This is a genomic window from Halorubrum sp. CBA1125 (assembly GCF_009742825.1).
Classification (GTDB): domain Archaea; phylum Halobacteriota; class Halobacteria; order Halobacteriales; family Haloferacaceae; genus Halorubrum.
In genome coordinates this window covers 1-22,587 of the sequence record NZ_WPCE01000023.1, presented here as the reverse complement: position 1 = coordinate 22,587, position 22,587 = coordinate 1, and the positions used below count along the sequence as shown (strand labels likewise).

General features: G+C 62.0%; 19 protein-coding genes and 1 pseudogene. 13 read left to right on the top strand and 7 right to left on the bottom strand.

Going from position 1 to position 22,587, the window contains the following annotated elements; translation table 11 throughout:
* Nucleotides 1-265: 265 nt before the first annotated feature.
* Together GJ633_RS04395 and GJ633_RS04390 are read right to left on the bottom strand one after the other, a co-directional pair.
* A complete protein-coding gene (locus GJ633_RS04395; RefSeq protein ID WP_197431230.1) occupies nucleotides 266-1,216 on the bottom strand; it encodes an AEC family transporter in 951 nt (316 codons plus the stop codon).
* Between the two features lie 119 nt (nucleotides 1,217-1,335).
* Nucleotides 1,336-2,136, bottom strand: coding sequence for a hypothetical protein (locus GJ633_RS04390; RefSeq protein ID WP_156587523.1), 801 nt, complete (start codon nucleotides 2,134-2,136; stop codon nucleotides 1,336-1,338).
* A gap of 166 nt (nucleotides 2,137-2,302) precedes the next feature.
* Here GJ633_RS04390 and GJ633_RS04385 point away from each other — a divergent pair, with 166 nt between their 5' ends.
* Entirely contained in the window at nucleotides 2,303-3,169 is an 867-nt protein-coding gene (locus tag GJ633_RS04385) for an NAD(P)-dependent oxidoreductase (protein WP_156587522.1), read from the top strand.
* Between the two features lie 388 nt (nucleotides 3,170-3,557).
* On the opposite strand, the gene GJ633_RS04380 is transcribed toward GJ633_RS04385, so the two are convergent.
* Nucleotides 3,558-4,634, bottom strand: a complete 1,077-nt coding sequence (locus GJ633_RS04380) for a mandelate racemase/muconate lactonizing enzyme family protein (RefSeq protein ID WP_197431229.1) — start codon at nucleotides 4,632-4,634, stop codon at nucleotides 3,558-3,560.
* 232 nt (nucleotides 4,635-4,866) lie between these two features.
* On the opposite strand from GJ633_RS04380, the gene GJ633_RS04375 reads away from it, so the two are divergent.
* The 5 genes and pseudogenes from GJ633_RS04375 (at nucleotide 4,867) to GJ633_RS04355 (ending at nucleotide 9,426) form a co-directional block, all read left to right on the top strand.
* Nucleotides 4,867-5,661 (top strand): IclR family transcriptional regulator, encoded by a 795-nt coding sequence (locus GJ633_RS04375; protein ID WP_156587520.1) that lies wholly within the window; start codon nucleotides 4,867-4,869, stop codon nucleotides 5,659-5,661.
* A gap of 100 nt (nucleotides 5,662-5,761) precedes the next feature.
* A complete protein-coding gene (locus tag GJ633_RS04370) occupies nucleotides 5,762-6,862 on the top strand; it encodes an ADP-ribosylglycohydrolase family protein (RefSeq protein WP_156587518.1) in 1,101 nt (366 codons plus the stop codon).
* Nucleotides 6,863-7,065: 203 nt separating this feature from the next.
* Nucleotides 7,066-8,049: a C-terminal binding protein gene (locus GJ633_RS04365; protein ID WP_156587516.1), complete on the top strand. Its 984-nt coding sequence runs from the start codon at nucleotides 7,066-7,068 to the stop codon at nucleotides 8,047-8,049.
* 169 nt (nucleotides 8,050-8,218) lie between these two features.
* Nucleotides 8,219-8,584, top strand: a pseudogene (locus GJ633_RS16990) (nuclear transport factor 2 family protein); the annotation flags it as partial.
* 56 nt (nucleotides 8,585-8,640) lie between these two features.
* Nucleotides 8,641-9,426, top strand: a complete 786-nt coding sequence (locus GJ633_RS04355; RefSeq protein ID WP_156587512.1) for an IclR family transcriptional regulator — start codon at nucleotides 8,641-8,643, stop codon at nucleotides 9,424-9,426.
* Nucleotides 9,427-10,042: 616 nt separating this feature from the next.
* Here the strand turns inward: GJ633_RS04355 and GJ633_RS04350 are convergent.
* The 3 genes from GJ633_RS04350 to GJ633_RS04340 all read right to left on the bottom strand — a co-directional run bounded on the left by GJ633_RS04350 (nucleotide 10,043) and on the right by GJ633_RS04340 (nucleotide 12,490).
* On the bottom strand, nucleotides 10,043-10,951 hold the full coding sequence (locus GJ633_RS04350) for a sugar ABC transporter substrate-binding protein (RefSeq protein WP_156587510.1): 909 nt from the start codon (nucleotides 10,949-10,951) through the stop codon (nucleotides 10,043-10,045).
* Nucleotides 10,952-11,099: 148 nt separating this feature from the next.
* Entirely contained in the window at nucleotides 11,100-11,243 is a 144-nt protein-coding gene (locus tag GJ633_RS04345) for a hypothetical protein (RefSeq protein ID WP_156587508.1), read from the bottom strand.
* Nucleotides 11,244-11,503: 260 nt separating this feature from the next.
* A complete protein-coding gene (locus GJ633_RS04340) occupies nucleotides 11,504-12,490 on the bottom strand; it encodes an ABC transporter permease (protein WP_156587506.1) in 987 nt (328 codons plus the stop codon).
* A 259-nt stretch (nucleotides 12,491-12,749) separates the two neighbouring features.
* On the opposite strand from GJ633_RS04340, the gene GJ633_RS04335 reads away from it, so the two are divergent.
* Together GJ633_RS04335 and GJ633_RS04330 are read left to right on the top strand one after the other, a co-directional pair.
* On the top strand, nucleotides 12,750-13,523 hold the full coding sequence (locus GJ633_RS04335) for an ATP-binding cassette domain-containing protein (protein ID WP_156587504.1): 774 nt from the start codon (nucleotides 12,750-12,752) through the stop codon (nucleotides 13,521-13,523).
* Between the two features lie 8 nt (nucleotides 13,524-13,531).
* Complete coding sequence (locus tag GJ633_RS04330) at nucleotides 13,532-13,990, top strand: hypothetical protein (RefSeq protein ID WP_156587502.1); 459 nt, start codon at nucleotides 13,532-13,534, stop codon at nucleotides 13,988-13,990.
* 26 nt (nucleotides 13,991-14,016) lie between these two features.
* Here the strand turns inward: GJ633_RS04330 and GJ633_RS04325 are convergent, their stop codons facing one another.
* Nucleotides 14,017-15,045, bottom strand: coding sequence for an NAD(P)-dependent alcohol dehydrogenase (locus GJ633_RS04325; protein ID WP_156587500.1), 1,029 nt, complete (start codon nucleotides 15,043-15,045; stop codon nucleotides 14,017-14,019).
* A gap of 123 nt (nucleotides 15,046-15,168) precedes the next feature.
* On the opposite strand from GJ633_RS04325, the gene GJ633_RS04320 reads away from it, so the two are divergent.
* The 5 genes from GJ633_RS04320 (at nucleotide 15,169) to GJ633_RS04300 (ending at nucleotide 22,389) form a co-directional block, all read left to right on the top strand.
* Entirely contained in the window at nucleotides 15,169-16,239 is a 1,071-nt protein-coding gene (locus GJ633_RS04320) for an alcohol dehydrogenase catalytic domain-containing protein (protein WP_156587498.1), read from the top strand.
* A gap of 93 nt (nucleotides 16,240-16,332) precedes the next feature.
* The gene (gene aldA / locus GJ633_RS04315) at nucleotides 16,333-17,790 is read left to right on the top strand and encodes an aldehyde dehydrogenase (protein ID WP_156587496.1); all 1,458 of its coding nucleotides are present in this window, start codon (nucleotides 16,333-16,335) and stop codon (nucleotides 17,788-17,790) included.
* A gap of 863 nt (nucleotides 17,791-18,653) precedes the next feature.
* Nucleotides 18,654-19,718: a mannonate dehydratase gene (locus tag GJ633_RS04310; RefSeq protein WP_197431228.1), complete on the top strand. Its 1,065-nt coding sequence runs from the start codon at nucleotides 18,654-18,656 to the stop codon at nucleotides 19,716-19,718.
* Between the two features lie 149 nt (nucleotides 19,719-19,867).
* Nucleotides 19,868-21,046 carry an iron-containing alcohol dehydrogenase family protein gene (locus tag GJ633_RS04305; protein WP_156587494.1) on the top strand — a complete coding sequence of 393 codons (1,179 nt, stop codon included), beginning with the start codon at nucleotides 19,868-19,870 and terminating at the stop codon, nucleotides 21,044-21,046.
* 212 nt (nucleotides 21,047-21,258) lie between these two features.
* Nucleotides 21,259-22,389: a zinc-binding dehydrogenase gene (locus tag GJ633_RS04300; RefSeq protein ID WP_156587492.1), complete on the top strand. Its 1,131-nt coding sequence runs from the start codon at nucleotides 21,259-21,261 to the stop codon at nucleotides 22,387-22,389.
* Nucleotides 22,390-22,587: the final 198 nt, after the last annotated feature.

Below are 22,587 nucleotides of genomic sequence, written 5' to 3'. Positions count from 1 at the left end.
CCGCCGTCGCCGCCGTCACCGCCATCGCCGCCGTCACCGCCATCGCCGCCGTTGCCCATACACCCCGCTACGCCGGCGAGCCCCGAGCCGCCGACGACTTGCGCGAATCTGCGTCGGTACACTCGTCGCCCTGATCGGTCATGGGAGTCGTTATCTGAACCCATAGTTACTCGGTGTCAATCATCATTATTAAACCTTTTGTAAAGGTAACGATATATGCCATTTTCCACCGCCGCTCTCCGTTCGAAACGCCGCGGTGATCGTCTCAACTGAGGAGGACGATGATCAGCGACAGCGTTCCGATGCTCAGGATCGTCGTCAGGAAGATCACCGAGCTGGCGTATTCGACGTCGTGATTCGACGACGGATCGCCGAATTCGATGAGCAGGAGCAGCGGCGTTATCGCCGTCGGCATCGCACCGAGCAGCACGAACGGTCGCATGACGGCCGCCGGCAACGCCAGCAGGAGGGCAAATCCGAGTGCGACGACGGGCGAGACGACGAGAACGAGAGCGGACGCCTGAAATATCCGCCCGAAACTCGCCCCCCTACGGAGGCCCGCCAGTTTCATCCCGAGCAGGAGGAGCATGATCGGGATCGTCGCGTTGCCCGTCATCGCGATCGCCTCCATCATCGCGTGACCCGAGCTCGGAACGCGACCCAGCGCCCGTAAGAGGAGCGCGACGATGACCGCGTAGATCACCGGTAACTGAAAGATACGAGAGAAGGCACCTTTCCAGGTCCGGTCCGAACGACGGGACGCGATGAACACCCCCAGCGAATACATGAGCGTGGACTGGGCGATGATAAATATCACCGCGATCTCCCTGCCGATCGAGCCGAACGCGAAGTCGGCCAGCGGTAACCCGTAGTTACCCACGTTGGGAAACATCGCCGTCAACACGAGGGCGTTCCGCATCGTCCCGGAGACGCCGAACAGATAACACACCGCTTCCGCGACGACGAGCATCACGAACACGAACCCGTAGACGCCCAGAAATGCGGTAACCGCGACGTCTGTCGGGATCTCCGTCGTCGCGAGACTGTGAAAGACCAGTGCCGGAAGCAAGACGTACAGCGAAATTACGCTGAGCGGTTCCGCGTCCACGTCCTGGTACGTCGCGAAGGCGTAGCCGACCCCCGCGATCGATAAGACGGGTAACACGGCGGAAACCAGCGGGCCCGCGAGCGACCCCGGCACTACGCTGCTGGCCACGATCGCGGACACTGCGGGAGGGCCCATCACTGTCGAATCGAACCGTCGCGTTCCCGAGGGACGCGAGCGATTCCCGTCGACTCGGCGATCGATCCGGCGCGCGTTCGGACGTCCATCGGTCAGGCCACCACGTACAGCCGGTCCCCGCAGTCGTCACAGCGAGACGTGATCGCGCGTATCGACCAGCAGCACGACTCGGTCGCCTCGTTCGCTTCGACGAGGGGGCCCTCACAGCGAGGACAGCGCGTCAGGAACTGTCGGAGGCCCATCAGCAGTCCGTGTTGGTCCTGGAGCGACAGGGTGTTCCAGTCGGGGTCGATCGCGGACAGCGCTTCGGTGGCGGCGAGGTCGGCGACGAACGCCGCCTGCGACATCCACTGTGAGACGTCGTTTTTCCCGACGCGAACCGCGAACGCCCCCGTCTCCTCGACCGGTTCGAAGTGCACCTCGTCCGGGTCGACGCCGACGATCCCAGCGAACGTCTCGCGTTGTGCTCGTTCGTCGTCGCGCAACGCGCGGATGTGTTCCCACCACCGCTCTTCGAACGAGGGCGTGATCGCCAGCGCGTCCTCGTCCGCCTCCGAGAGGGCTCCGACCGTAATCAGTCGATCCACGTCGGCGTCGAGGTCGTGGTCCGCCTCCAGGTCTTGGGTCGCCTGCACGGGGGTGTCCGGCGGCGCCTTCCCGAACCAGGCGAGCACCCGCTTCGGGAAGAATCGCCGCGTCAGGTACGGCGTTCCGGGGACGAGGTACCCCACGAACGCGATGAGCAGCATCCCAACCCCGAAGAACGCCGCCGCGAGGAGGGGAGAGAACACGTACAGGACGCCCGCGAGCACGCCCGCGAGCACCACGTTCGTGACGGTACACGGCCAACACCGGTTTTCACCCGTGTGGACATCCGATCGAAACGAGTACATCGTGAGATGAGGTAACAGGTGGTTAGATATTAGGCCTTTTGATGTCAGCACCCTCGCGACGAGGGGACCGCCCGACTGTCGGAACGTCCGAGGGTTCGGCTCTCTCGTCGACTTCTCAGCCGACGCAAACTTTTATACGGAATACTTGCCATCGTTACGGTGTCTCATGACTACGATAGGTCTCATCGGCGTGGGGTACATCGGGAAACTGTTCCTCGACGCCCTAGTGGATACCGACCACGACGTCACCGTTTTCGACATCGATCCGGAGAAAGTTCAACACGCCGTCGACGAGGGAGCGACCGCGAAGGGCAGTCCAGCGGAGATCGGCCGTGGGGCCGACGCAATCTTGATGGCCGTTCCGGGGACCCCGGAAGTCGAGGACGTGATGGAGGGCGACGACGGTCTCCTGGACGTGCTCGAGGAAGGACAACTGGTCATCGACGTGTCGACGACGCGCCCGGAAACGTCCGTCCGCTACGAGGAGAAGTGCGCCGATCGGGGCGCCAGGTTCATCGAGGCGCCCATCACGGGTGGGTCGCCGCGCGAGGGGTACCACATGATGATCGGCGGGACCGAGGAGAACTACGCGGCCGCCTCCGACGTCCTCGACATCGTCTGTGCCGACCACGCGCGAGTCGGCGAGATCGGGAAGGGGACAATCTTCAAATTGGGCCTGCAGATGCGATACGCGGGCCACCACGCGATCGACGCGGAGATCGTCGAGTTCGCGCGCGACAACGGCGTCGATCCTGCGCTGTACAACGACTTCCTCGAGATGGGAATGCTCGACAAGTACTTCTCAGAGGACTTCAGCCAAGACATCGAAGGACTCGGTGCGCTCGCGATCTGGAACAAGGACATCGGCTACGCTCGCGAGGTGGCTCACGAGAACCACACCGCACTCCCGATAAACGGCGTCGTACACGAGGCGTACAAGGCGACGGTCCGCCGGGCCGACGAGGACGAGGGTCACGCGGCCACCCTGATCAAATACTGGAAGCTCCTCAACGACGCGGAACACCGCGATTAACTATCGTCCGAGAGAGGAGTCCGGGTGTGATCGGCGGAGGTCATACCCGAGGACAGCCTTCCTGAGCACTATCATCTGCCTACTGAGCGTTCACCGACAGACACGGTGCTCCGTCCTATCACGGGGGGAGACAGGGGCTTAGGAGCAAAGAGACACACGGACCTACTAGCAGAGAGTACGATACGATCGATAGTAGTGGGAAGATACCAAGGGCGAATCCACCACCCCAGAGGCATCTCCTCTGAGGAGCACCCATCGCAACGACTGACGGAGAGATCGCCAAAGAACGAGCGTCCCGACCGCGACGAGAGGCGGTTACCACACAGTACTGGCAAAGCCGTCGAGAGCCGTACGAGCCGAAGTGACCGTTCGTCCGGGGCGGCCCGGGTCAGTTCAGCCGGTACTCTTCGATCAGGTCTTCGTCGAGTTCCAGTCCGAGGCCGGGCGCCTCGGGCGGCTCGATGACGCCGCCGTCCTGGACGTAGATGTCCTTCTGGTTGGCGACGTACGGGCTGGCGATGTACTCGCCGGGGTCGTCGACCTTGTCCGAGTACACGCCGAATTCGATCAGGTCGCAAACCGGCGACGCCGCCGCGACGTGGAGGCTCGCCGAGTAGTTGATCGCCGGGCCGAACGCGTGTGGGACCAGTTGCTTGTCGTAGGGTTCGATCATCGTCGCGACGCGGTGCGCCGCGGTGATGCCGCCCACGAAGTCCAGCGCGGGTTGGTAGATTTCGAGCGCGTTCGCCTCCAAGAGATCGACCGCGGGATAGTGTGCGAGGTGGTTCTGATACGCCGAGACAGGTACCTCCAGGTCCCGATTCAGCTGAGCCTGTCCCTGAACGTTGGTGTGCGAGATCGGCTCTTCGAACCACTCGAGGTCGTACTCGCTCGCCGTCCGCCCCACCTTCATCGCGTCTTTCACGCCGTACGTCGTGTTGGAGTCGATCGCGAGTCCGAGCTCCTCCGGGATGTTCGCCGCGACGGTGCTGATCTTTTCCCGGTCGTTCTCGACGCCGTGGCCGGCGACGATCTTCATCGTGGGGAACCCCTTCTCGGCGAGCCACTCGGCGTCCTCGATCAGTTGCTCGGCCGGCTTCGAGAGCGGGAAGGTCGCGTACGCCTTGGTCTGGCCGACCTTTCCGCCGAGCAGTTCGTAGACGGGGAGACCGGCGGCCTTCCCCTTGATGTCCCACAGGGCCTCGTCGACGGCGCTCATCGCCCGGAACGACCCCTCGCGCTTCACGTGGACGTACATCTCGTGCCAGCGCGCCTGGACCTCTCTCGGATCCTGCCCCTCCAGTTCGTGACCCAGTGCCTCCATCCCTTTCGCGGCGGTCATCGCCTTGTGTCCGGACGGATCGTCGAGATACGTCTCCCCGACTCCGACGATTCCTTCGTCGGTGTGCACCCTCGCGACGACCGGTGTCACCGTCGCTTCGAACTCGCTTTTGCCACCCGGCATGGACACCGTGCCAATCGCACTCTCGAGTACGATCGGTTCTATCTGTTCAATATGCATGCAACATGGGAGAACACCGCTTCTGCATATAAAACTATCCACACCCGGCGGGAGCAGTTCGGTTCGGACGTTCGGCGGGCGAGTACGACCGTCGGTGATCCCGCCGCCGGATCGCCTACTGATCGACATCGTCGAACACAACAGATTAATTACGAGGAAGAACGTTGTTTGAAGTATGGAAACAGATAGCACATCGAAAAAACGAATCAAATCGACACAGACGGCGTTCGACATCGTAGAAGCGATCGCCGAGCGGGACCGGCCGAGCGTTTCCGACATCGCCGAGGAGGTGGACCACTCCCGGAGTACGGTCCACTACCACTTGCAAACCCTCCAGCAGAATCGGTACGTCATTCGTGACGACGAGGGACTCCGTCTCGGGCTCCGAATGGCTCACCTCGGGAGGCTCGCGCTTCGGAAACATCGGCTCACCGGCATCGTCGAGAAGATGACCGAGGAGCTCGCGACCGACACGAATGCCGTCTCACACGCCGCCGTCAAAGAGGGCGATAAACTGGTCTGGCTGTATCGTTCCGAGGACCCGCACCTCGAGGAGTTACCCACGTCCGTCGGCAAACAGGTCGAACTACACTGCACCGCCTACGGACAGGCGATCCTCGCCCACCTGCCCTCGGACTCGTTGGAGTCGGTCCTCGCGGAGTGTGGACTTCCCGCTCACACCGAGAACACGCTGACCGACAGGGACGAACTCGAATCGAGGTTGTCGAAGGTGCGCCAGCTCGGCTTCGCCTACAGCTCGGAGGAGTTCATCGACGGGATCGCGAGTATCGCGAGTCCCATCGTTAGCGACGAGGACGGCGTCCTCGGCGCGATCGGTATCACCACCTTCGACAGTCGGATCGAGAACCCCTACATGCACACGAAGGCTCGCCGATTTTCGGACGAACTGCCGGGGAAGATCAAAGACACGGCGCGGGTCGCCAGCGATCGGCTCGGCGACACGACCTGACTGCCATCTCGTTCTATGTCGTCGAACACCCTTTGAGAACGCTCTCGCTCACCGTACACCGGGCGGAACGACTTTGTAAGCACATCCTGTTGGGCCACATATGACATACGACATCAAAGATTCGGTGTACGGCTGCCTCATCGGTGGGGCCGTCGGGGACGCGCTCGGTGCTCCCGTCGAGGGGTGGACACACGAGCGAATCCAAGAGGAGTACGGATCCTTCGAGGAGTTCAAGCAGTACTACATGCCGTATTCGAAGACAGAGCCGGGAACGATCACCAGCGATACGGCGATGCGGCACTATCTCTGTCTGGCCGTCGTCAAGGCACAAGGGCGCATCTACCCGCCGAAGTTCGCCGAGGTATTGCGCCAACACCTCAATCCGAACCGCGTGTGGATCAACGAGGAGATCATTCTGAAGAAGATCAGCGCCGGCCTCAACCCGTGGGACGTGGGCCGTGGAGCCGTCCCAGATAACAAGGCGACCGGCGCTATCACGCCGATCGGTATCGTCAACGCTGGAGACCCTCGACAGGCGTATCAGGACGGTCTGGTGCTCGCGTCGATGCTACAGGAGGGTCCCGACCGACACGCGACGGCGACCGTCGCGGCCGGTATCGCCCACGCGATCATGCCGGACGCCACCATCGAGTCGGTGATCGTGACCATGCTGAATCAGTCGACCGGGATCGTCGAGCGGAGCTTGGATCTCGCTCTCGGCTACGCCGAGTCCGCGGACTCGGTCGACGACCTCGTCGAGACGCTGTACGATCGGTTCCTCGACTGGCGGTGGCCCGCCGTCCAGTGGGATCGAGAGAAGTACCACGCCGGCGAACTGATCAGTGCGAGCCCACTCGAGACCCTCCCGACCGCGGTCGCGATCCTCTCGATATGCGAGGGCGACGTCGACCGTTCTATCGTGGAGAGCGTGAACTACGGTCGCGACAGCGACGCCATCGCGACCATCGCCGGGAGCATCGCCGGAACGCTTCACGGCGCTTCGAGTATTCGGGAGGGGTGGAAAACGCAGTGCGAGGAGCGAAACCAGGACTTCTTCGAGGAACTCGAAGACGACCCGGAGGCGAACTTCGAACACATGGCCGACCGACTGGTGGACTGCATTCGACAGGAGCACCAGAAGGCCGGCCGTCGTCAGAAGCGCCTCGAATCGCTGCTCGACGGCGAAGAGCGACCGTCGTGAATTACACCAATACAGTTGTAAGTATCACGTGTACTGACCCTCGCGTTCGGATGCTTCGTGTCCGATGTCGACCCGTTTCGTCTACGTCATCGAACACCGTTGGATCGGTGTCGTCTCGGGACCAACTCAGACGTGTGATTGGCCACCGTCGACCCCGCACGACCACAGACTTTTTTTATTCTGTGCAGTACCAGTTCGAGGCGATGGCATACAAGGTAGCGATTTCACAGGCGGACTTTCCGGACGCGGACACGGAACGCGAGGTCTTCGAACTCGCAGATTCCGACATCACCGTGACCATCGGGTCGGCGTCGTCGGAGTCGGAACTCGTCGACCTGGCGTCGGGCGCTGACGGGCTGCTGGTCCAGTACGCGCAGGTCACCGAGGCGGTGCTCGAACAGCTCCCGGAGCTATCGGTGGTGTCCCGGTACGGTATCGGCGTCGACAACGTCGACGTGGAGGCGGCGTCGGCCCACGACGTCGCCGTCACTCACGTCCCATCGTACTGCGAGGAGGAAGTGGCGACCCACGCGATCGCGCTGCTCATGACCCTGGCGCGCAAGACGGCTCGGTACGACCGCGAAGTCAAAGCCGGCACGTGGGACTGGAAGATCGGCCGACCGATCGAGCCGCTCAAGGGGAAGACCGTCGGATTCGTGGCGTTCGGAAAGATCCCCCGCACGTTCGCGGAACTGCTCGACGGATTCGACCTCGAGTACCTCACGTACGACCCGTACCTCTCGGAAGACGACGTCGCGGATCACCCGGTCGAGATCGTGTCGTTCGAGACGCTGCTGGCCGAATCGGACGTCGTCTCGATCCACACCCCGCTCGTCGAAGAGACACGTCACCTCTTCGACGCGGACGCGTTCCGCCAGATGAAAGACTCCGCGTTTCTCATCAACACCGCGCGCGGCCCGATCGTCGACGAGGACGCGCTCAACGAGGCGCTGCTCGGAGACGAGATCGCCGGCGCCGGACTCGACGTCATGGCCGAGGAACCCACCCACGAGTCGCCGCTTTTCGAGCGGGAAGAGACGGTCGTCACGCCGCACGTCGCGTGGTACTCGGAGTCCTCGCTGACGGAACTCCGTCGGAAGACGGCGGAGAACGTCGTCCGCTACCTCGAGGGAGACGAACCGCACGGCTTCGTGAACGAGTCGAGCGTGTCCGTCCGCGAGGACTGATGGCAAACGCGGCCGGCTCGCGGGCGTTGCGGGCCACCGTCCAGTCTCGAAGGAGTAACCTGGACGATCGAATCGACGCAATGCCGTCATGCGACCGTTACAGTTATTTGAGTGTGATGTGATACCTGCTCACGCATGAGCGTCGAAAAAAGCGAAAGCGTACTTCGAACGGTCGGACGACCCGGACGCGACAATAGAGGACGTCGTCGAGCTGTTCGCAGAGGACGCAGTACTGAAGTCCCCCCGGGAAGGTATCTTCCGGGGGCGAGACGAAGTTCGTGAGTTCTACCAGTTGAACGCCGAGTTCTTCGCGGAGGGCGCACACAACATGGAGAACTACTTCGTCGACGGGGACACCGTCATCGCCGAGGGCACCATCGAGGGCAAGACGAGCGCGGGCCGAGAGTACGAGGGCATTGGGCTCGTCGACGTCTTCGAGTTCGACGGAGAGGAGTTCGCCGAACTCCGCGTGTACCTCGATTACAGCGGCATCCTGAGCGAACTCCCCGAAGACGTTCCGGACTACCGGGAATAACGCTGTTTTTGATAGCGTCAAAATATATTTATCCACCCGGGGCGAACCGACGCGTGATGTCCCGCAAGATCCGGTCCGTCGCGAAGGCGTGTGAGATCATCAGGCTCCTGCGAGAACGCAACGGCGCGACGGTGTCGGAGCTGTCGGCCGCGACCGACCTCTCGCCGGGGACGGTCCACACCCACCTCGCGACCCTCCGAGAGGCGAACTTCGTCGTCCAGCGGGACAACGAGTACCACCTCGGGTTCCAGCTGCTGACGCTCGGCGAACACGTTCGCCACCACCAGGCGCTCTACCGGGCCGCGAAGGAACAGGTGGATCAGTTGGCCGAAGAGACCGGCGAGTGTGCCCACCTCATCATCGAACACGACGGGCACATGTACGCGCTCTACGAGCGCTTCGGGCCGGAAGCGGTCGGAACGGAGTACCACGATCGCAAGCGCGAACAGCCCCTGAACCACCTCCACTGTACCGCCGCCGGGAAAGCGATACTCGCCGCGATGTCGAGCGATCAGGCGCGCGAAACGCTCCGACGCCGGGAGCTACCGCAGTTGACCGACCACACGATAACCGACGTGGACGAACTCATGGCGGAAATCGAGGAAACGCAGCACCGCCAGTACGCGATCGCGGACGAAGAACAGATGCACGGCATTCGTGCCGTCGGGTCGCCGGTCACGCTGCCGAACCGAGAGAACATCGGCGCCATCGCGGTCTCCGGACCGACCGCCCGACTGCCCGACGACCGGCTCCGAGAGTCGTTCGCGGAGAAGGTGATACAGGCGACGAACATCTGTGAGGTGAACCTCCAGAGCGCCGAAGACCGTATTGACGTTCGATAGGACCCCAGCGGGTCGGTTCGAACTCCAGCGGATGTCCGTCTCTAACACTCGAATTACAGATGTACGATAGTAATCTACGAGCGGGCAGACGGAATCGAACTAATTTTGCGTGTGCGTCGTACACCGTGGTCGAACCCGTTCGAGACGGATAACGTCCCAGTCGATGAGAACTGATCCGAATACCGGGATCAACCACGCACTCTGTCGTCTGGACCGAGTCTTGTCTCCGCTACGTTATACCTCCCCGGACGGATAGAATTTCCATATCGTATGTGATATAACTCAAATTTCCCGGGCAGGATATCGAGATTCGCCGCCGACAAACGAGCGTACGTGCGCTTTGAGCCTCTGAAATAGCTCCCTCGGAAGCCACGGAAGGATACGTGCGAAACTACAGAAAGTGTAATCAGAGCGTATCGAACTGGAACCTATATACAAACATATCAATTCGTCACGAGACGATCACGGTGAACACGAATTGACGAGCAAGGCACGGATCGGGAGCGGAGAACGTGAAGCACCGGTCGGTAACGGAACGCGGTACACACAGACGCCCCTGGTTGCCCGGCCGCCGAGGCGGGCACGGGTGCGTCACGAAAAACGGGGACGAGAGGCGTTAGTTCCCGGAGTCCGGCGGCGTACCCTGGGGCGAGACTTCCAGACCCGCGGCCTCGGACTCCATACCGAGACGGTCGCGCGCGAGCTTGGGCCAGTGCATCGAGTGATCGACGTTCTCGTGGTCCATGATGTACGTCGGGACGGTGTACTTCGGACCGAAGTCCATGGACTCGATCGCGGGGCTCTCGCCGAGCTCATCGCCGTAGTAGAACCGGCTGGTGTCGATGTCCGGCTCCTCACCGACGGGCATCACGTCGCGCGTACCCTCGCCGATGGCGTACTGATCGAGGAGGTCGACCATGATCTGGCCGTAGGAGACGGCGTTCTGCACCGAGATGAAGTCGATGTAGCCCTCCTGGATCCACGCCACGTCGCTGAGGTAGCCGTCGACCGCACCGACGTGCACGTGGTCCTCGTGGCCGCGGTAGTAGAGCATGTCCTCCTGGTCGAGCGCGCGGAGCACGCCCGCCATGAAGCCACCGGAGGACGCGTTGATCGCCGCGGCAACGCTGTCCTGCTGGGAGAACCACTCGAGCGCCGAGGTCGCGAACTCCTGGGGCGAACCGCCGCCCTGGACGTTGTGGAAGTTGAGTCCCGTCTCCTCGGCGGCCTGCTCCATGTAGTCGCGGACGCCCATCATGCGCTGGTTCCACGCGTAGGAACCGAGAAAGCCGTGGAAGCTGACGACGTTCCTGCCCTCGAGGGAGTCGTACTTCTCCTCGAGTTGGGCGACGGCCTCCCTGGCGGCCTGTTCGCCGGCGAGGTAGTTGTCGAAGGCGACCGTCACGGTAGCCTCCGAGGCCGGCGGCGTGTCGATGACGCCGACCGGGATGCCGTCGTCCATCGCGTCCGAGATGGGGCTCTGCTGAGCCTCGCTGTTGATGGGGTCCGTGATGATGGCCTCCACGTCCTCCGTCTCGCGAGCGACGAGATCTGACGGTTCAGCTCCTCGCTGTCACCGCCGGCGCCGACCATCTGGACCTCGTAACCGAGCTCCTCGGCCTGATACCTGGCGGCTTCCGCACACGCACGGAAGAAGAACGCACCCAGGGACTTCATCGCGATGCCGATGGTTCCCTGACTGTCGCTTCCGTCGCCGGAACCGCCATCGCCGCCGTCGCCACCGTCACCGCTACCGCCGTCGCCGCCGTCTCCACCATCGCCGCCGTCTCCACCATCGCCGCCGTCTCCGCCGTCACCACCGCCTCCGCCGCTACAGCCGGCGAGGCCGGTGGTACCGATCAGGGTACCGGCACCGATAGTTTTGACGTACTTACGCCGCGTACTGTGTGACTCGTTGGTTGGTTCGGTCATTGTAACCTGTCAGACCCTATCATCATGATTGTTAGCGCTATATAAAATGCTTTTGATTATAGTTAACTTTTACAAACGGAGATCGTGGGCCGTTCGTATCGGTTCCCGAGGGATCGCGAAACGGCTCGAAAACGTGTCGGTCGGGTTACTGCGTCATGATGCGCAGACTGCCGAGCACGATGGCGATGAGCACCAGGATGCCGGTGTACAGACGGATGTAGTACCCGCTCACGCCGGCGATGGTCAGGCAGGTGTTGATCATCTGGAGCAGCAGCGCCCCGCCGATCGCCTGGTGGATCCGTGCCTTCCCGCCGGTCAGGTAGACGCCGCCGAGAATCGGCGCCGCGATGGCGGGAAGCAGACGACCCTGACCGAACGTGGAGCTGATGATACCGAGCTGGGAGGAGAGCAGGAAGCCGGCGAGACCGGAGAGGATGGCGGCGAGAACGAACGCGGTTCGCCGCGTCGCGTCGGTGTCGATACCGGACTTGGACGCCGATTCGTTGTCACCGCCGGTCAGGAGCAGGTTCTGGCCGAAGGGGTGTTTCGAGAGGATGAGGTGTGCGGCGATGGCGATCAAGAGCGCGGCGACGATATGCAGCGGGACGCCGGATATCTCCGTCGAACCGATGTACGACCACGCGTCCCCGAAGCCGGAGACCGTCGCGCCGCGGGTCAGTGCCAGCATCGCGCCGATGAGGAAGAAGTACGTCCCCAGCGTGGCGACGAGCGAGTCGATTTCCAGGGTGTTGACGAGGAAGGCGTTGGTGAGCCCGATGAGAATCGCGATGAACGGCAGGACGATCAAGACCGCGACGGGCATCGGGAAGCCGAGTGAGGTGATCGTCCACGTCGCGATGAACGGTGCGACCCCCATCGTTCCGACGATTGAGAGGTCGATCTCGCCGGCGGCCATGACGAAGGTGATACCGACAGCGAGAACGATCAGATCCACGGAGCTGGACAGCACCTCGGTGACGACACTGAGTCCGAAGACGGCCGGGAACAGTGCCGAAAGCAACCCATACAGGATGAACAGGAGCGGCCAGATGTAGTAGTTCTGTAGCCCCTCGACCAGGAAGTCCTGGGTTGAGTCGTATCCAAACTGTTCCGCAGTATATCCCAGTGGCATAGTCAGGAATCATTCTCTTCGGGTATTTCATTCTTACTATCTGAGTTAGTTCTAGAGACACACGTCACGGGAAATCGGAGCGTCCAACCCTGTTGGTAGGGTTGTCGAACCCGCTGACAGCCAGCCTGTTTCAGCGTGTGCGTGTACGATAAATCAGCTATGGTATCATCAGGCACGAGTACGCTAATAATGGATTCACGGTTCGCACTCGAAGGTAACGTTAATTATATATGTGGTGATACGCTCTATTCGGTAAGAGATGTCCGTACAAGAGAGTGTCTCGGAGGAAGAGTCGTCCGGCGATTGGGTCTTGAAGGCCGAAAACGTCTCGAAGAGCTTCGGGAACCTACAGGCGCTGGACGACGTTTCCCTGGAAATAAACGACAACGAAGTCGTCGCCATCGTGGGTGACAACGGCGCCGGGAAGTCCACGCTCCTCTACTCGCTGGTCGGCATCCACCAGATCGACAGTGGACGCATCGAGTATGCGACGGGAACCGTGCTGGACGACCAGAATACCCAGAAAGTGCTCGGTGACGAGGTAGGTGTCGTACACCAGGACATGGCCCTCGTCGGCATCCGACCGGTGTTCGAGAACATCTTCATGGGCCGTCAAATCGAAAAGGAGTACCTCGGCGGTCTCCTCAGGGTCTCCGACAAGGAGACGATGCGCCAGGAGTCCCGCCAGATGCTCGACGAACTCGGCTTCGAGATGCACGTGGACAAGGAGGTCCGCCTGCTCTCCGGCGGTCAACAGCAGATCCTCTCTTTCGCCCGGGCGATGTACACGGATCCCCCGATCATGGTGCTCGACGAGCCGTTCACGGCGCTCTCCGAGGAGGTCATCAACAAGCTGATGGACGCCATCGACGACCTGAAGCAAGATCACTCCATCGTCATCGTGAGCCACAACTTGGAGATGGTCCGCGAGATCGCGGACCGCATCGTCGTCATGCGTCGTGGCGAGAAGGTGGCCGACCTCAGCGGCGAGGAAATCGAGCGCGAGGACATCCTCAGCCTGATGGTCAACTGATCGGACAGATGGACCGTAAGCGTCGGATCGCCTTCTCTCTTTTTTTCGTCGTCTTAGTCGGGGCGCTGTTCGTGGCGCAGATCGGCCCGGGAGCGTTGGGATTCGGTCCCGAGAAAAACGGGGTCGTGCCGATCGCCGAGATCGAGGAGAACCCGCAGCCGTACATCGGGGAGCAGATCACCATCGAGGGGTGGTATCAGGGCGGTCTCGTCCGGGACGCCGACCCGCAGTGTGCGACCACCCGTGAGGGAGTCCAGGCACAGGAGTACAGTTCGGTGTTCATCGACGCGCCCGAGGACAAAGCGCTCTACACCGGCGTGAAGTACCGTTTCACGGGAACGCTGTACGCCGAACTGGAGGGACGGAGCGTGCCGAACAACGAACCGGTGTTCGTCCCGGAAGACGTCGAGCGAATCGGGGGGGAGCACGGTAACTGTACGGTGTTCGGGAACACGACCGCGGAGTAGCGCCCGAAAAAGACGCTGTCGCCGCCTCAGATCTCGATCATACCCTTCACGACCGAGTCGTCGTCGCGGACGCGCTCGAAGGCGTCGCTCACCTCGCCGAGGGGCTGGGTGAAATCGATCAGGCCGTCCACGTCCACCCGGCCGCTCTCGAGGAGGGAGATGGCGTCGGGGTAGGTGTTCCGGAAGCGGAAGGAGCCGTGGACGTCGATCTCGTTGGAGATGATGTCGAGCGTGTCGAGGGGCATCTCGCCTTCGATGGGCATCCCGAGGAGGACGACCGTCCCGCCCCGTCGCACCACGTCGAGGGTGGACCGCATGGCGGGTTCGGCGCCGGAGGCCTCGATGACCACGTCGACGCCCGTGCCGTCGGTGTACTCCTCGATTTCCGCCTCCAGGTCGGTCTCTGCGACGTTGACGGTGTGGGCCGCGCCGTGTTCCTCGGCGCGGTCGAGCTTCGCGGGCACCACGTCGGTGGTGATGACCTCGTCGGCACCGAAGGCGTACGCGACCTGCATGGAGATCTGACCGATGGGCCCGCACCCGGTGACGAGGACGGTGTCGCCGACGTCGACGTTGCCGCGCCGACAGGCGTTCAGACAGACGCTGATGGGCTCACAGAGGGCGCCCTCGCGGGTGGAGACGGACTCGGGGAGTTCATAGACGAAGTCGGCGGGCCAGGCGACGTACTCGGTGAAGGCGCCGTCGTGGGGCGGCGTCGCCATGAACTCGATGTCGTCACAGAGGTGGTAGTTACCCCGCTTGCAGGCTTCACAGCGCCGACAGGGGATGTTCGGTTCGACCGTGACCTCCATCCCCGCTTCGAGGTCGGTGACGTCTTCGCCGACCTCCACGACCTCGCCGGCGCTCTCGTGACCCAGGACCAGGTCGCCTTCGACGACGAAGTCGCCGATGCGGCCGTGCTCCCAGTAGTGAACATCGGAACCGCAGATGCCGACGTTTCGCATCCGAACCAGGACCTCCCCGGCGTCCGGTTCAGGTCGCTCGCGTTCTTGCGATTCGAATTCCTCGATATCGGAGAGTACTTCCACGTGCATCGTTCGATAGTTCATGTAGAACGGGAATAAAGGTTTCCCACCCACCGGACGCGGCGTATTCCTCAGGAACGAATGATGGAAACCTTTATACGAACTACCTGTGAATCGCCGATCGGATTTACTATGCGTGGAGCAGTCCTGAAGGAGTATGGAGAACCGCTCGAAATCGAAGAACGCCCCGACCCGGAGATCGACTCCGACGAGGTCCTGGTCAAGACCGAGGCGTGTGGTATCTGTCGATCGGACTGGCACGGTTGGCAGGGAGACTACGCGTGGATGGAGGGTGGTGCCGTCACGAAGGGTAACATCCTGGGTCACGAGCCCGCCGGTACCATCCTCGAGGTCGGTGACCAGGTCGAGAACTTCCGCGAGGGCGACCAGGTCGTCGTCCCGTTCAACATCGTCTGTGGGCGGTGTAACAACTGCCGTGACGGCAACGCCCACATGTGTGAGAACATCCTCCACTACGGGTTCGACGACGACGCCCAGCCCGGTGCCTTCTGTACCCACCTCTGTGTCCCCAACGCGGACTTCAACCTCGCCCGCATCCCCGACGGGATTTCGGCCCACGAGATGGCCGGTCTCGGGTGCCGTTTCGTCACGTCCTACCACGCGATGGCCGACCGCGCCAACATCAACACCGGCGACTACGTCGCCGTCCACGGCTGTGGCGGTATCGGCCTCTCGGCGGTGAACGTCGCGACCGCCCTCGGCGCGAACGTCATCGCGGTCGACCTCGACGACGACAAGCTCTCGTTGGCCGAGGAGATGGGCGCGGTCGAAACCGTCCACGGCGGCAACATCGACGACGTCCCCGGCGAGATCCACGATATCACGGACGGCGGCGCGGAAGTCTCCGTGGACGCCCTGGGCATCCGCGAGACCTGCCTGAACTCCGTCAACTCTATTTCGACGCCCGGCACCCACGTCCAGATCGGCATCACGACCTCCGAGGAGGAGGGCCGCATCGACTTCCCCATCGACAAGATGCTGCACGCCGAACAGGACATCATCACGGCGAAGGGGTTCCAGCCGCACCGCTACGAGGAGATCTTCCGCCTGATGGAACACGACAAGATCCAGCCCGAGAAGCTGGTGACCAAGCACGTCGAACTCGACGACATCAACGACCGGCTCGAGGCCATGACGAACTTCGAGACGAAGGGCGTCGAGGTCATCACCGACTTCGAATAGCCTAGCGTCGTTCCGCGGTTTTCGACCCGTTGTGGATTCGTTTTCGGCGGGAAAACCAAAAAATACATTATAGTTCAGCGCAGTCTGAACAGTATGTCGCGAGGATTGTACATCGACGGAGAGTGGCGTGAGTCGAACAGTGACGAGACTATCGAGGTCCTCAACCCGGCGACCGAGGAGGTCGTCGACGAGGTGCCCAGCGTGACCAACGAGGAGGTCCAAGAGGCCGTGACGGCGGCCTCGGAGGCCGAATCGGAGTGGGCGCTGACGCCGGCTCCCGAGCGCGGTCAGCTCGTCCGGGACATCGCACAGGTGCTCCTCGATAACCAGGAAGAGCTCGCCGGGCTCGTGACCGACGAACAGGGCAAACCGCTCGGGGCGGCGGAGGGCGAAATAGCGGACGCTGCCGACATGGGCAACTACATGGCCGAGTGGGACCGCCGCATCGAGGGTGACGTGGTCCCGGGCGACGTTCCCCAGGAGAAGATAACGCTCGAACGTCGCCCGCTCGGCGTCGTCGCGGCCATCATCCCGTGGAACTACCCCGTCGCGCTGTTCATGCGGAAGATAGCGCCGGCGCTGGTCACGGGCAACACCGTCGTCGCGAAGCCGAGTTCGAACACGCCGCTCGCGACGGTCCGCGCGATGGAGCTCATCGACGAGAACGTCGACCTCCCCGACGGGGTGCTCAACCTCGTCACCGGGCACGGCTCGGTCGTGGGCGACGCGCTGGTGACGAACGAGGGCGTCGACATGGTCACGATGACCGGCGACACCGGAACGGGCAAGGCGATCGCGGAGTCCGTCGCCGACCGGCTCATCCCGGTCTCGCTCGAACTGGGCGGGAAGGCGCCCGCCATCGTCTGGAAGGACGCCGACATCGACGCCGCCGTCGACGACATCCTCACCGCGCGGATCGCCAACGCCGGGCAGGTGTGTATCTGCGCCGAGCGGGTGTACGTCCACTCCGACGTGGCCGAGGAGTTCACCGAGAAACTCGTCGACGCGGCCGAGGGCCTCACCATCGGCAACCCGCGGGACAACCCCGACATGGGCCCACAGGTCAGCCAGGGCGAACTCGACGCGACGGAGAACGCGGTCCAGCGTGCCATCGAACAGGGCGCCAACGTGCTCACCGGCGGCGCGCGCCCGGACGGCGGCCAGTTCGCCCACGGCTACTGGTTCGAGCCGACCATCCTGACCGACGTGACCCAGGACATGGACATCATCCAGGAGGAGGTGTTCGGTCCCGCGCTTCCCATCGTCGAGATCGACTCGATGGACCAGGCGCTCGAGTACGCCAACGACTCGAAGTACGGGCTCTCCTCGTACCTGTTCACCAACAACTACCAGCTCGTCAACCGCATCGCGGACGAGCTGGACTTCGGCGAGACGTACATCAACCGGACCCTCGGCGAGTCCTGGCAGGGTCACCACATCGGCTGGAACGAGTCGGGCCTCGGCGGCGAGGACGGGAAGTACGGCCTGCTGAAATACACCCAGCTCAAGACGCTGTACCACAACTACCAGGACCCCGCAGGCGAGAACTGACGCGGCCGCGGCGCTGTGCTGTTTCTTTCGGCGATACGACCGACTCGGTGACGGGCCTATCGCGTGTTGTCTAACAATTTCGAACGAGAGCTATCTCCAGAAAGCGGGTAAAAAGCGTCAATACAGGATACGACAGCGTCATCTGTGCTTGAATATCGTTCTACAATAGTGGATGAATAGTGTCGAAACGGGCGAAATATCTGATTGTATCCACAGTGATGCAGTTCTTCCGGCGATCCGATCCAGTATCGATAATATCGTTCAATACTACTGGACGAAAGTACGACGGCACCTGGCCGGTTTCTCCGCTGATCCGGTTCGATCGAACTCCCCACTGAAGGAGTGATCGGCCGTCAAACAGGAGCACTGCCGCCGGGACGGCAAACTACCCCACACTGGGGAACGGGTGTGTCGAGGATCCCCACGACATCAGAGATGCCTCAATTGACTGAATATACGAAAACTGATATTTACGAGCTCTTCACGGAACAGGGGGAGACGGAGAGTAGTACGGATTTGATTTGATGTATTCAAAATATGGGTAACACTCACCTCGTCTCACCCGTACATTACATTACTATTGATGTAACCTAAGTGGAGCGATACCACACCATTCCACCCGAAATTTGACTACCTCAAATATTATGAACAATAGTGGAATAGTTAAGAGTAGTTTACAGCGTTGCCCGTGTAACTTCGCTTTCTTGAATCCGTCCCTGTTCGAACGAAATTTGACAATAACAAATGCCGTAGCCGCGAAGGCCGTTTTTTATTGTTCCACACCGTTCGCGGAAAGCGACGGTCTCCAGCACAGACCCGGGCCGACCGGTGGATATAATGTGGTTAGTGTACGAGGGGTGTGCATGGTACCGAACACGGCTACCACTTCAGCACAGAGTACGAACGACTTCGAGTCGCTGCCGATGCGAGTCGCGGTGGGGACGTACAAGCCCGTGACCGACGCGTTCCTCCGAAGGGCGAGTCAACTCGGCGTCAAAGACGTACTCTTCACCCCGCACAGACACGAGGGGTTCGATTCCGTCATGCCGCTCGGGGAGACGTGGTCGTCCGAGGTTCTCGAAGACCTCATCGACCGCCTCGACGACCACGGCCTGCGTCTGTTCGCCTTCGAGAAGATGCCGGTTCCGCTCTACGAGATCCTGCTCGAACAGGACGACGAGGCGCGCGCGGAGAAGATGGATATCATCAAACAGACGATTCGGAACATGGGTGAGGCGGGCATCCCGGTGCTCGGCTACAGCGGCCATCCGCCGGACGGTGCCGTCCGAACGACGCGAACGAAGGCCGTCCGCGGAGGGGCACAGGTGTCCGCATTTGACATTGACGATCTTGAGAATGAACGTCTCATCAACCGAGATGTCACCGAAGAAGAACTCTGGGCGGAGTACGAGGCGTTCCTGGACGAGGTCGTCCCGGTCGCCGAGGAGGCCGGCGTGACGCTCGGCGTTCACCCCAGCGATCCGCCGCTCCCCGAGATCAACGGTATCCCGCTGCTGTTCCGGAACTTCGAGAACTTCAAGCGGGCGATGAGCCTCGTCGACAGCGAGAACCACGGCCTGAAGTTCTGTCTCGGGTGCTGGTCCGAGATGGGCGAAGACGTCGTCGAGGTCATCCGACACTTCGGCGGTGAGGACATCGTGTACGTGCACTTCCGTGATGTCGTCGGGTCCGTGCCGCGTTTCTACGAGACGTTCATCGACGACCCGGAGAGCAACTACGACGAATACGAGGTCATGAAGACGCTCTACGAGGAGGGGTTCACCGGTGTGATGACGCCGGACCACGTCCCGCTCATGGAAGGAGAAGACGAGTGGGAGTTCGGCGGCTCTCAGGGTCGAACGTACACGGTCGGCTACCTGAACGGCATGCTCAAAGCCGTCACGTACGAGGGACAAAACGCCGAATAACTCTCTCGACTGCCGAGCGACGTACGTATTCGAAAGTAGACAGGCCGGGTTCTACGAGCGAACGACGTGAGACCGTTTCGGGTACCGTGACACCGTAACCCAACAGAGCCAACTATTTATAACATTAATCATAATTTGGAACTGCTTCCATGCCGACGTACCAATACGACCAACCGTTCCGATTCGTACACCGAGCAGACGTCGCCTTCGGAAAAGGGAGAGCCGCGGAGATACCCGACGAACTCGCGGATCTCGACGTCGAACACCCGATGATCGTCACCGACCCGACCCTTCCCGAGGTCGGCGTCACCGACCCGATCGTCGACGCGCTGGAGGACGCCGGGATCGAGTACTACCTCTACGACGAGGTCGAGCCGAACCCGCGAGTGTCGACGGTGGAGGACGGCGCAGAGATTTTCAACGACGAGGGATGTGACGGCGCCATCGGCGTCGGCGGCGGGAGTTCGATGGACACGGCGAAGGCGATTTCCGGTCTCGCGAAGTGCGGCGGCGACTACATCGATTACGAGGGCCAGGGCAACTTCCCCACCGACCCCTACCCGATCATCACCGTCCCGACCACGATCGGGACCGGGAGCGAGGTCACGCCCTTCACCGTCATCACCGATCCGAATCGGGAGGAGAAGATCGGGGTCGGTGACCCGAAGCTCATCCCCAACGTGGCGCTCTTGGACCCGACGCTACTGCAGTCGCTGCCCTCCAAGGTGGCCGCCTCGACCGGGATGGACTGTCTCACACAGTCGGTTATGGGATACATCTCGACGAACTCGAACCCGATCACGGACGCCCTGAACTACAGGTCCGTAGAGATGGTCTCGGAGAGTCTCCCTGCGGCGGTCTCGAAGAAGGACCTCGACGCGCTGATGAACATGCAGATCGCGACGACCATCGACGGCATGGGCTTTATGAACTCCGGGCTGGGACTCGTCCACTCGATGTCCCACCCAGTTAGCGCCCACTACGACACCCCCCACGGGGTCACCAACGGCCTCATCCTCCCCGCGGTACTCCGGTACAACCGCATCGCCCGCGAGGACAAGTACGCCGAGCTCGCCGAGGCGATGGGCGTCGACGCGCGGTCGATGTCGACCCGCGAGGCCTCAAAGCGGTTCGTCGAGGAGGTCGAGGACCTCTCGCAGGCCGTCGACCTCCCCGAGGGTCTCTCCGAGCTGGGCGTCGAGGAGGACTTCCTGCCCGACCTCGCCGAGGCGGCCGCCACCCGCGCGGACACCAGCCGCAATAAGAGCACGAACCCCCGCGTCTCGACCGAGGAGGACATCCTGGAGATCTACCGCGACGCGTACTGAACCTCCTCCCGTCGCGCACCGCGCGATTCGGGACGCGGTGGACCGCCCCGACGCGCGCAACGCCTCTCATTTCGGACGGACGCGCTGGGTGTGTCTGGTCGGACAGTGTCGCGTGGCCGACGGGTATACCGGCTAATACGCCCGCATGTCCGGTTCTGAGGTTCGTGACCAACGGTATTAAGTTGTAGTGTGTAAGACTCGTAGTAGACGCAATGAAAGCCAATGCCTTAGTCATGGAAGAGCCTGGTGAGCTCTCACAGAAAGAGATCGACATCCCGGAGATCGGTGACGACGAAGTGCTCCTCCGCGTCGAACTATCGGGTATCTGTGGGTCCGACGTCCACATGAACGAAGGAGGGATGGACCTCGATTTCCCGGTCGTGCCGGGCCACGAGTTCGCCGGCGTCATCGAGGAGGTCGGAGACGACGTGCGCACCGATTCGAAAGGCGAGGAGATCACGGAAGGCGACGCTGCGACCGTCGTCCCGGGGATCGTGTGCGGAGACTGCTGGTACTGCGACAACGTCCCCGCTCGGCCGACGACGTGTGAGAATCGGGACGTCTACGGCTACTTCAACGTCGACGAGCCACCGTACGGCCACGGCGGATTCAGCGAGTACGTCGTGATCGAAGATCGCGCGTCCTTCTACAAGCTCCCGGACGACATGGACGTGGAACTCGGCGCGTTGGCGGAACCGCTCTCCGTCGCGACGCACGCGCTCGAGCAGGCGTACAAGCCCGGCATGCCGCACGCCCGCGAGGGTTTCGGTCCCGGAAAGAGCATCGCGGTACAGGGCGTCGGCCCCGTCGGACTGTTGACCGTTGCCGCCGCGAACAACGCAGGAGCGGGTAACATTATCGTCATCGACGCCGTCGAAAAGCGACTCGAATTTGCTCGAAAGTTCGGAGCGGACAACCTCGTCGACCTCACCGAGCACGACGGGGACGAGGCTCTCAATGAGCACGTCAGCAGCCTCACGAACGGGAACGTCGGCCCCGACGTCGTCGTCGAATCCGCGGGCTACCCGCCCGCGGTTCGACAGGGGATCGAGATTCTGCGAGACGGAGGGACGCTCGTCGAGGTCGGCCACTTCGCGTACAACGGCGAGGTGGAGATCAACCCGACGCGTCTCGTCCAGAAGTACGTCGACATCCGGGGAAGTCTCGTCTATCCCCCGAGTCAGTTCGAGACGTCCATCGAACTCCTCGACCAGTTGGACGGAGAGGTTCCGTTCCGCGACCTGTTCAACTACAAGGTCGGGTTCGAGGGCGCCGAGGAAGCCTACGAGAAGCAGGCGAACGGCGAGGCGTATCGCGCGACGATCCACCCCGGAGGAATCTAAGGAATCTGACCCCCCGGGGATTGCTGATCGGACGTGCCGTCGCCAACTGACGGACGGTGTCCGCCAGCGCGATAGTCGCGAGTTGGTTCTGTGGCTCTGTTGCTGTGATATTTTTCAGACATTTTGGTCGAATTAGCTAGTCGCTGAAAGGTGCATATCCACCTTTTTCTTCGTCGGGTTCTCTCGCTCACTTCGTTC

Excerpts from the sequence above, each read along its gene's own strand:
- GJ633_RS04365 (WP_156587516.1), top strand. The coding sequence starts at position 7,066 with ATGGCATACAAGGTAGCGATTTCACAGGCGGACTTTCCGGACGCGGAC.
- GJ633_RS04355 (WP_156587512.1), top strand. The coding sequence starts at position 8,641 with ATGTCCCGCAAGATCCGGTCCGTCGCGAAGGCGTGTGAGATCATCAGG.
- GJ633_RS04375 (WP_156587520.1), top strand. The coding sequence starts at position 4,867 with ATGGAAACAGATAGCACATCGAAAAAACGAATCAAATCGACACAGACG.
- GJ633_RS04335 (WP_156587504.1), top strand. The coding sequence starts at position 12,750 with ATGTCCGTACAAGAGAGTGTCTCGGAGGAAGAGTCGTCCGGCGATTGG.
- GJ633_RS04305 (WP_156587494.1), top strand. The coding sequence starts at position 19,868 with ATGCCGACGTACCAATACGACCAACCGTTCCGATTCGTACACCGAGCA.
- GJ633_RS04390 (WP_156587523.1), bottom strand. The coding sequence starts at position 2,136 with ATGTACTCGTTTCGATCGGATGTCCACACGGGTGAAAACCGGTGTTGG.
- GJ633_RS04385 (WP_156587522.1), top strand. The coding sequence starts at position 2,303 with ATGACTACGATAGGTCTCATCGGCGTGGGGTACATCGGGAAACTGTTC.
- GJ633_RS04325 (WP_156587500.1), bottom strand. The coding sequence starts at position 15,045 with ATGCACGTGGAAGTACTCTCCGATATCGAGGAATTCGAATCGCAAGAA.
- GJ633_RS04310 (WP_197431228.1), top strand. The coding sequence starts at position 18,654 with ATGGTACCGAACACGGCTACCACTTCAGCACAGAGTACGAACGACTTC.
- GJ633_RS04340 (WP_156587506.1), bottom strand. The coding sequence starts at position 12,490 with ATGCCACTGGGATATACTGCGGAACAGTTTGGATACGACTCAACCCAG.
- GJ633_RS04300 (WP_156587492.1), top strand. The coding sequence starts at position 21,259 with ATGAAAGCCAATGCCTTAGTCATGGAAGAGCCTGGTGAGCTCTCACAG.
- GJ633_RS04370 (WP_156587518.1), top strand. The coding sequence starts at position 5,762 with ATGACATACGACATCAAAGATTCGGTGTACGGCTGCCTCATCGGTGGG.
- GJ633_RS04320 (WP_156587498.1), top strand. The coding sequence starts at position 15,169 with ATGCGTGGAGCAGTCCTGAAGGAGTATGGAGAACCGCTCGAAATCGAA.
- GJ633_RS04330 (WP_156587502.1), top strand. The coding sequence starts at position 13,532 with ATGGACCGTAAGCGTCGGATCGCCTTCTCTCTTTTTTTCGTCGTCTTA.
- aldA (WP_156587496.1), top strand. The coding sequence starts at position 16,333 with ATGTCGCGAGGATTGTACATCGACGGAGAGTGGCGTGAGTCGAACAGT.
- GJ633_RS04380 (WP_197431229.1), bottom strand. The coding sequence starts at position 4,634 with ATGCCGGGTGGCAAAAGCGAGTTCGAAGCGACGGTGACACCGGTCGTC.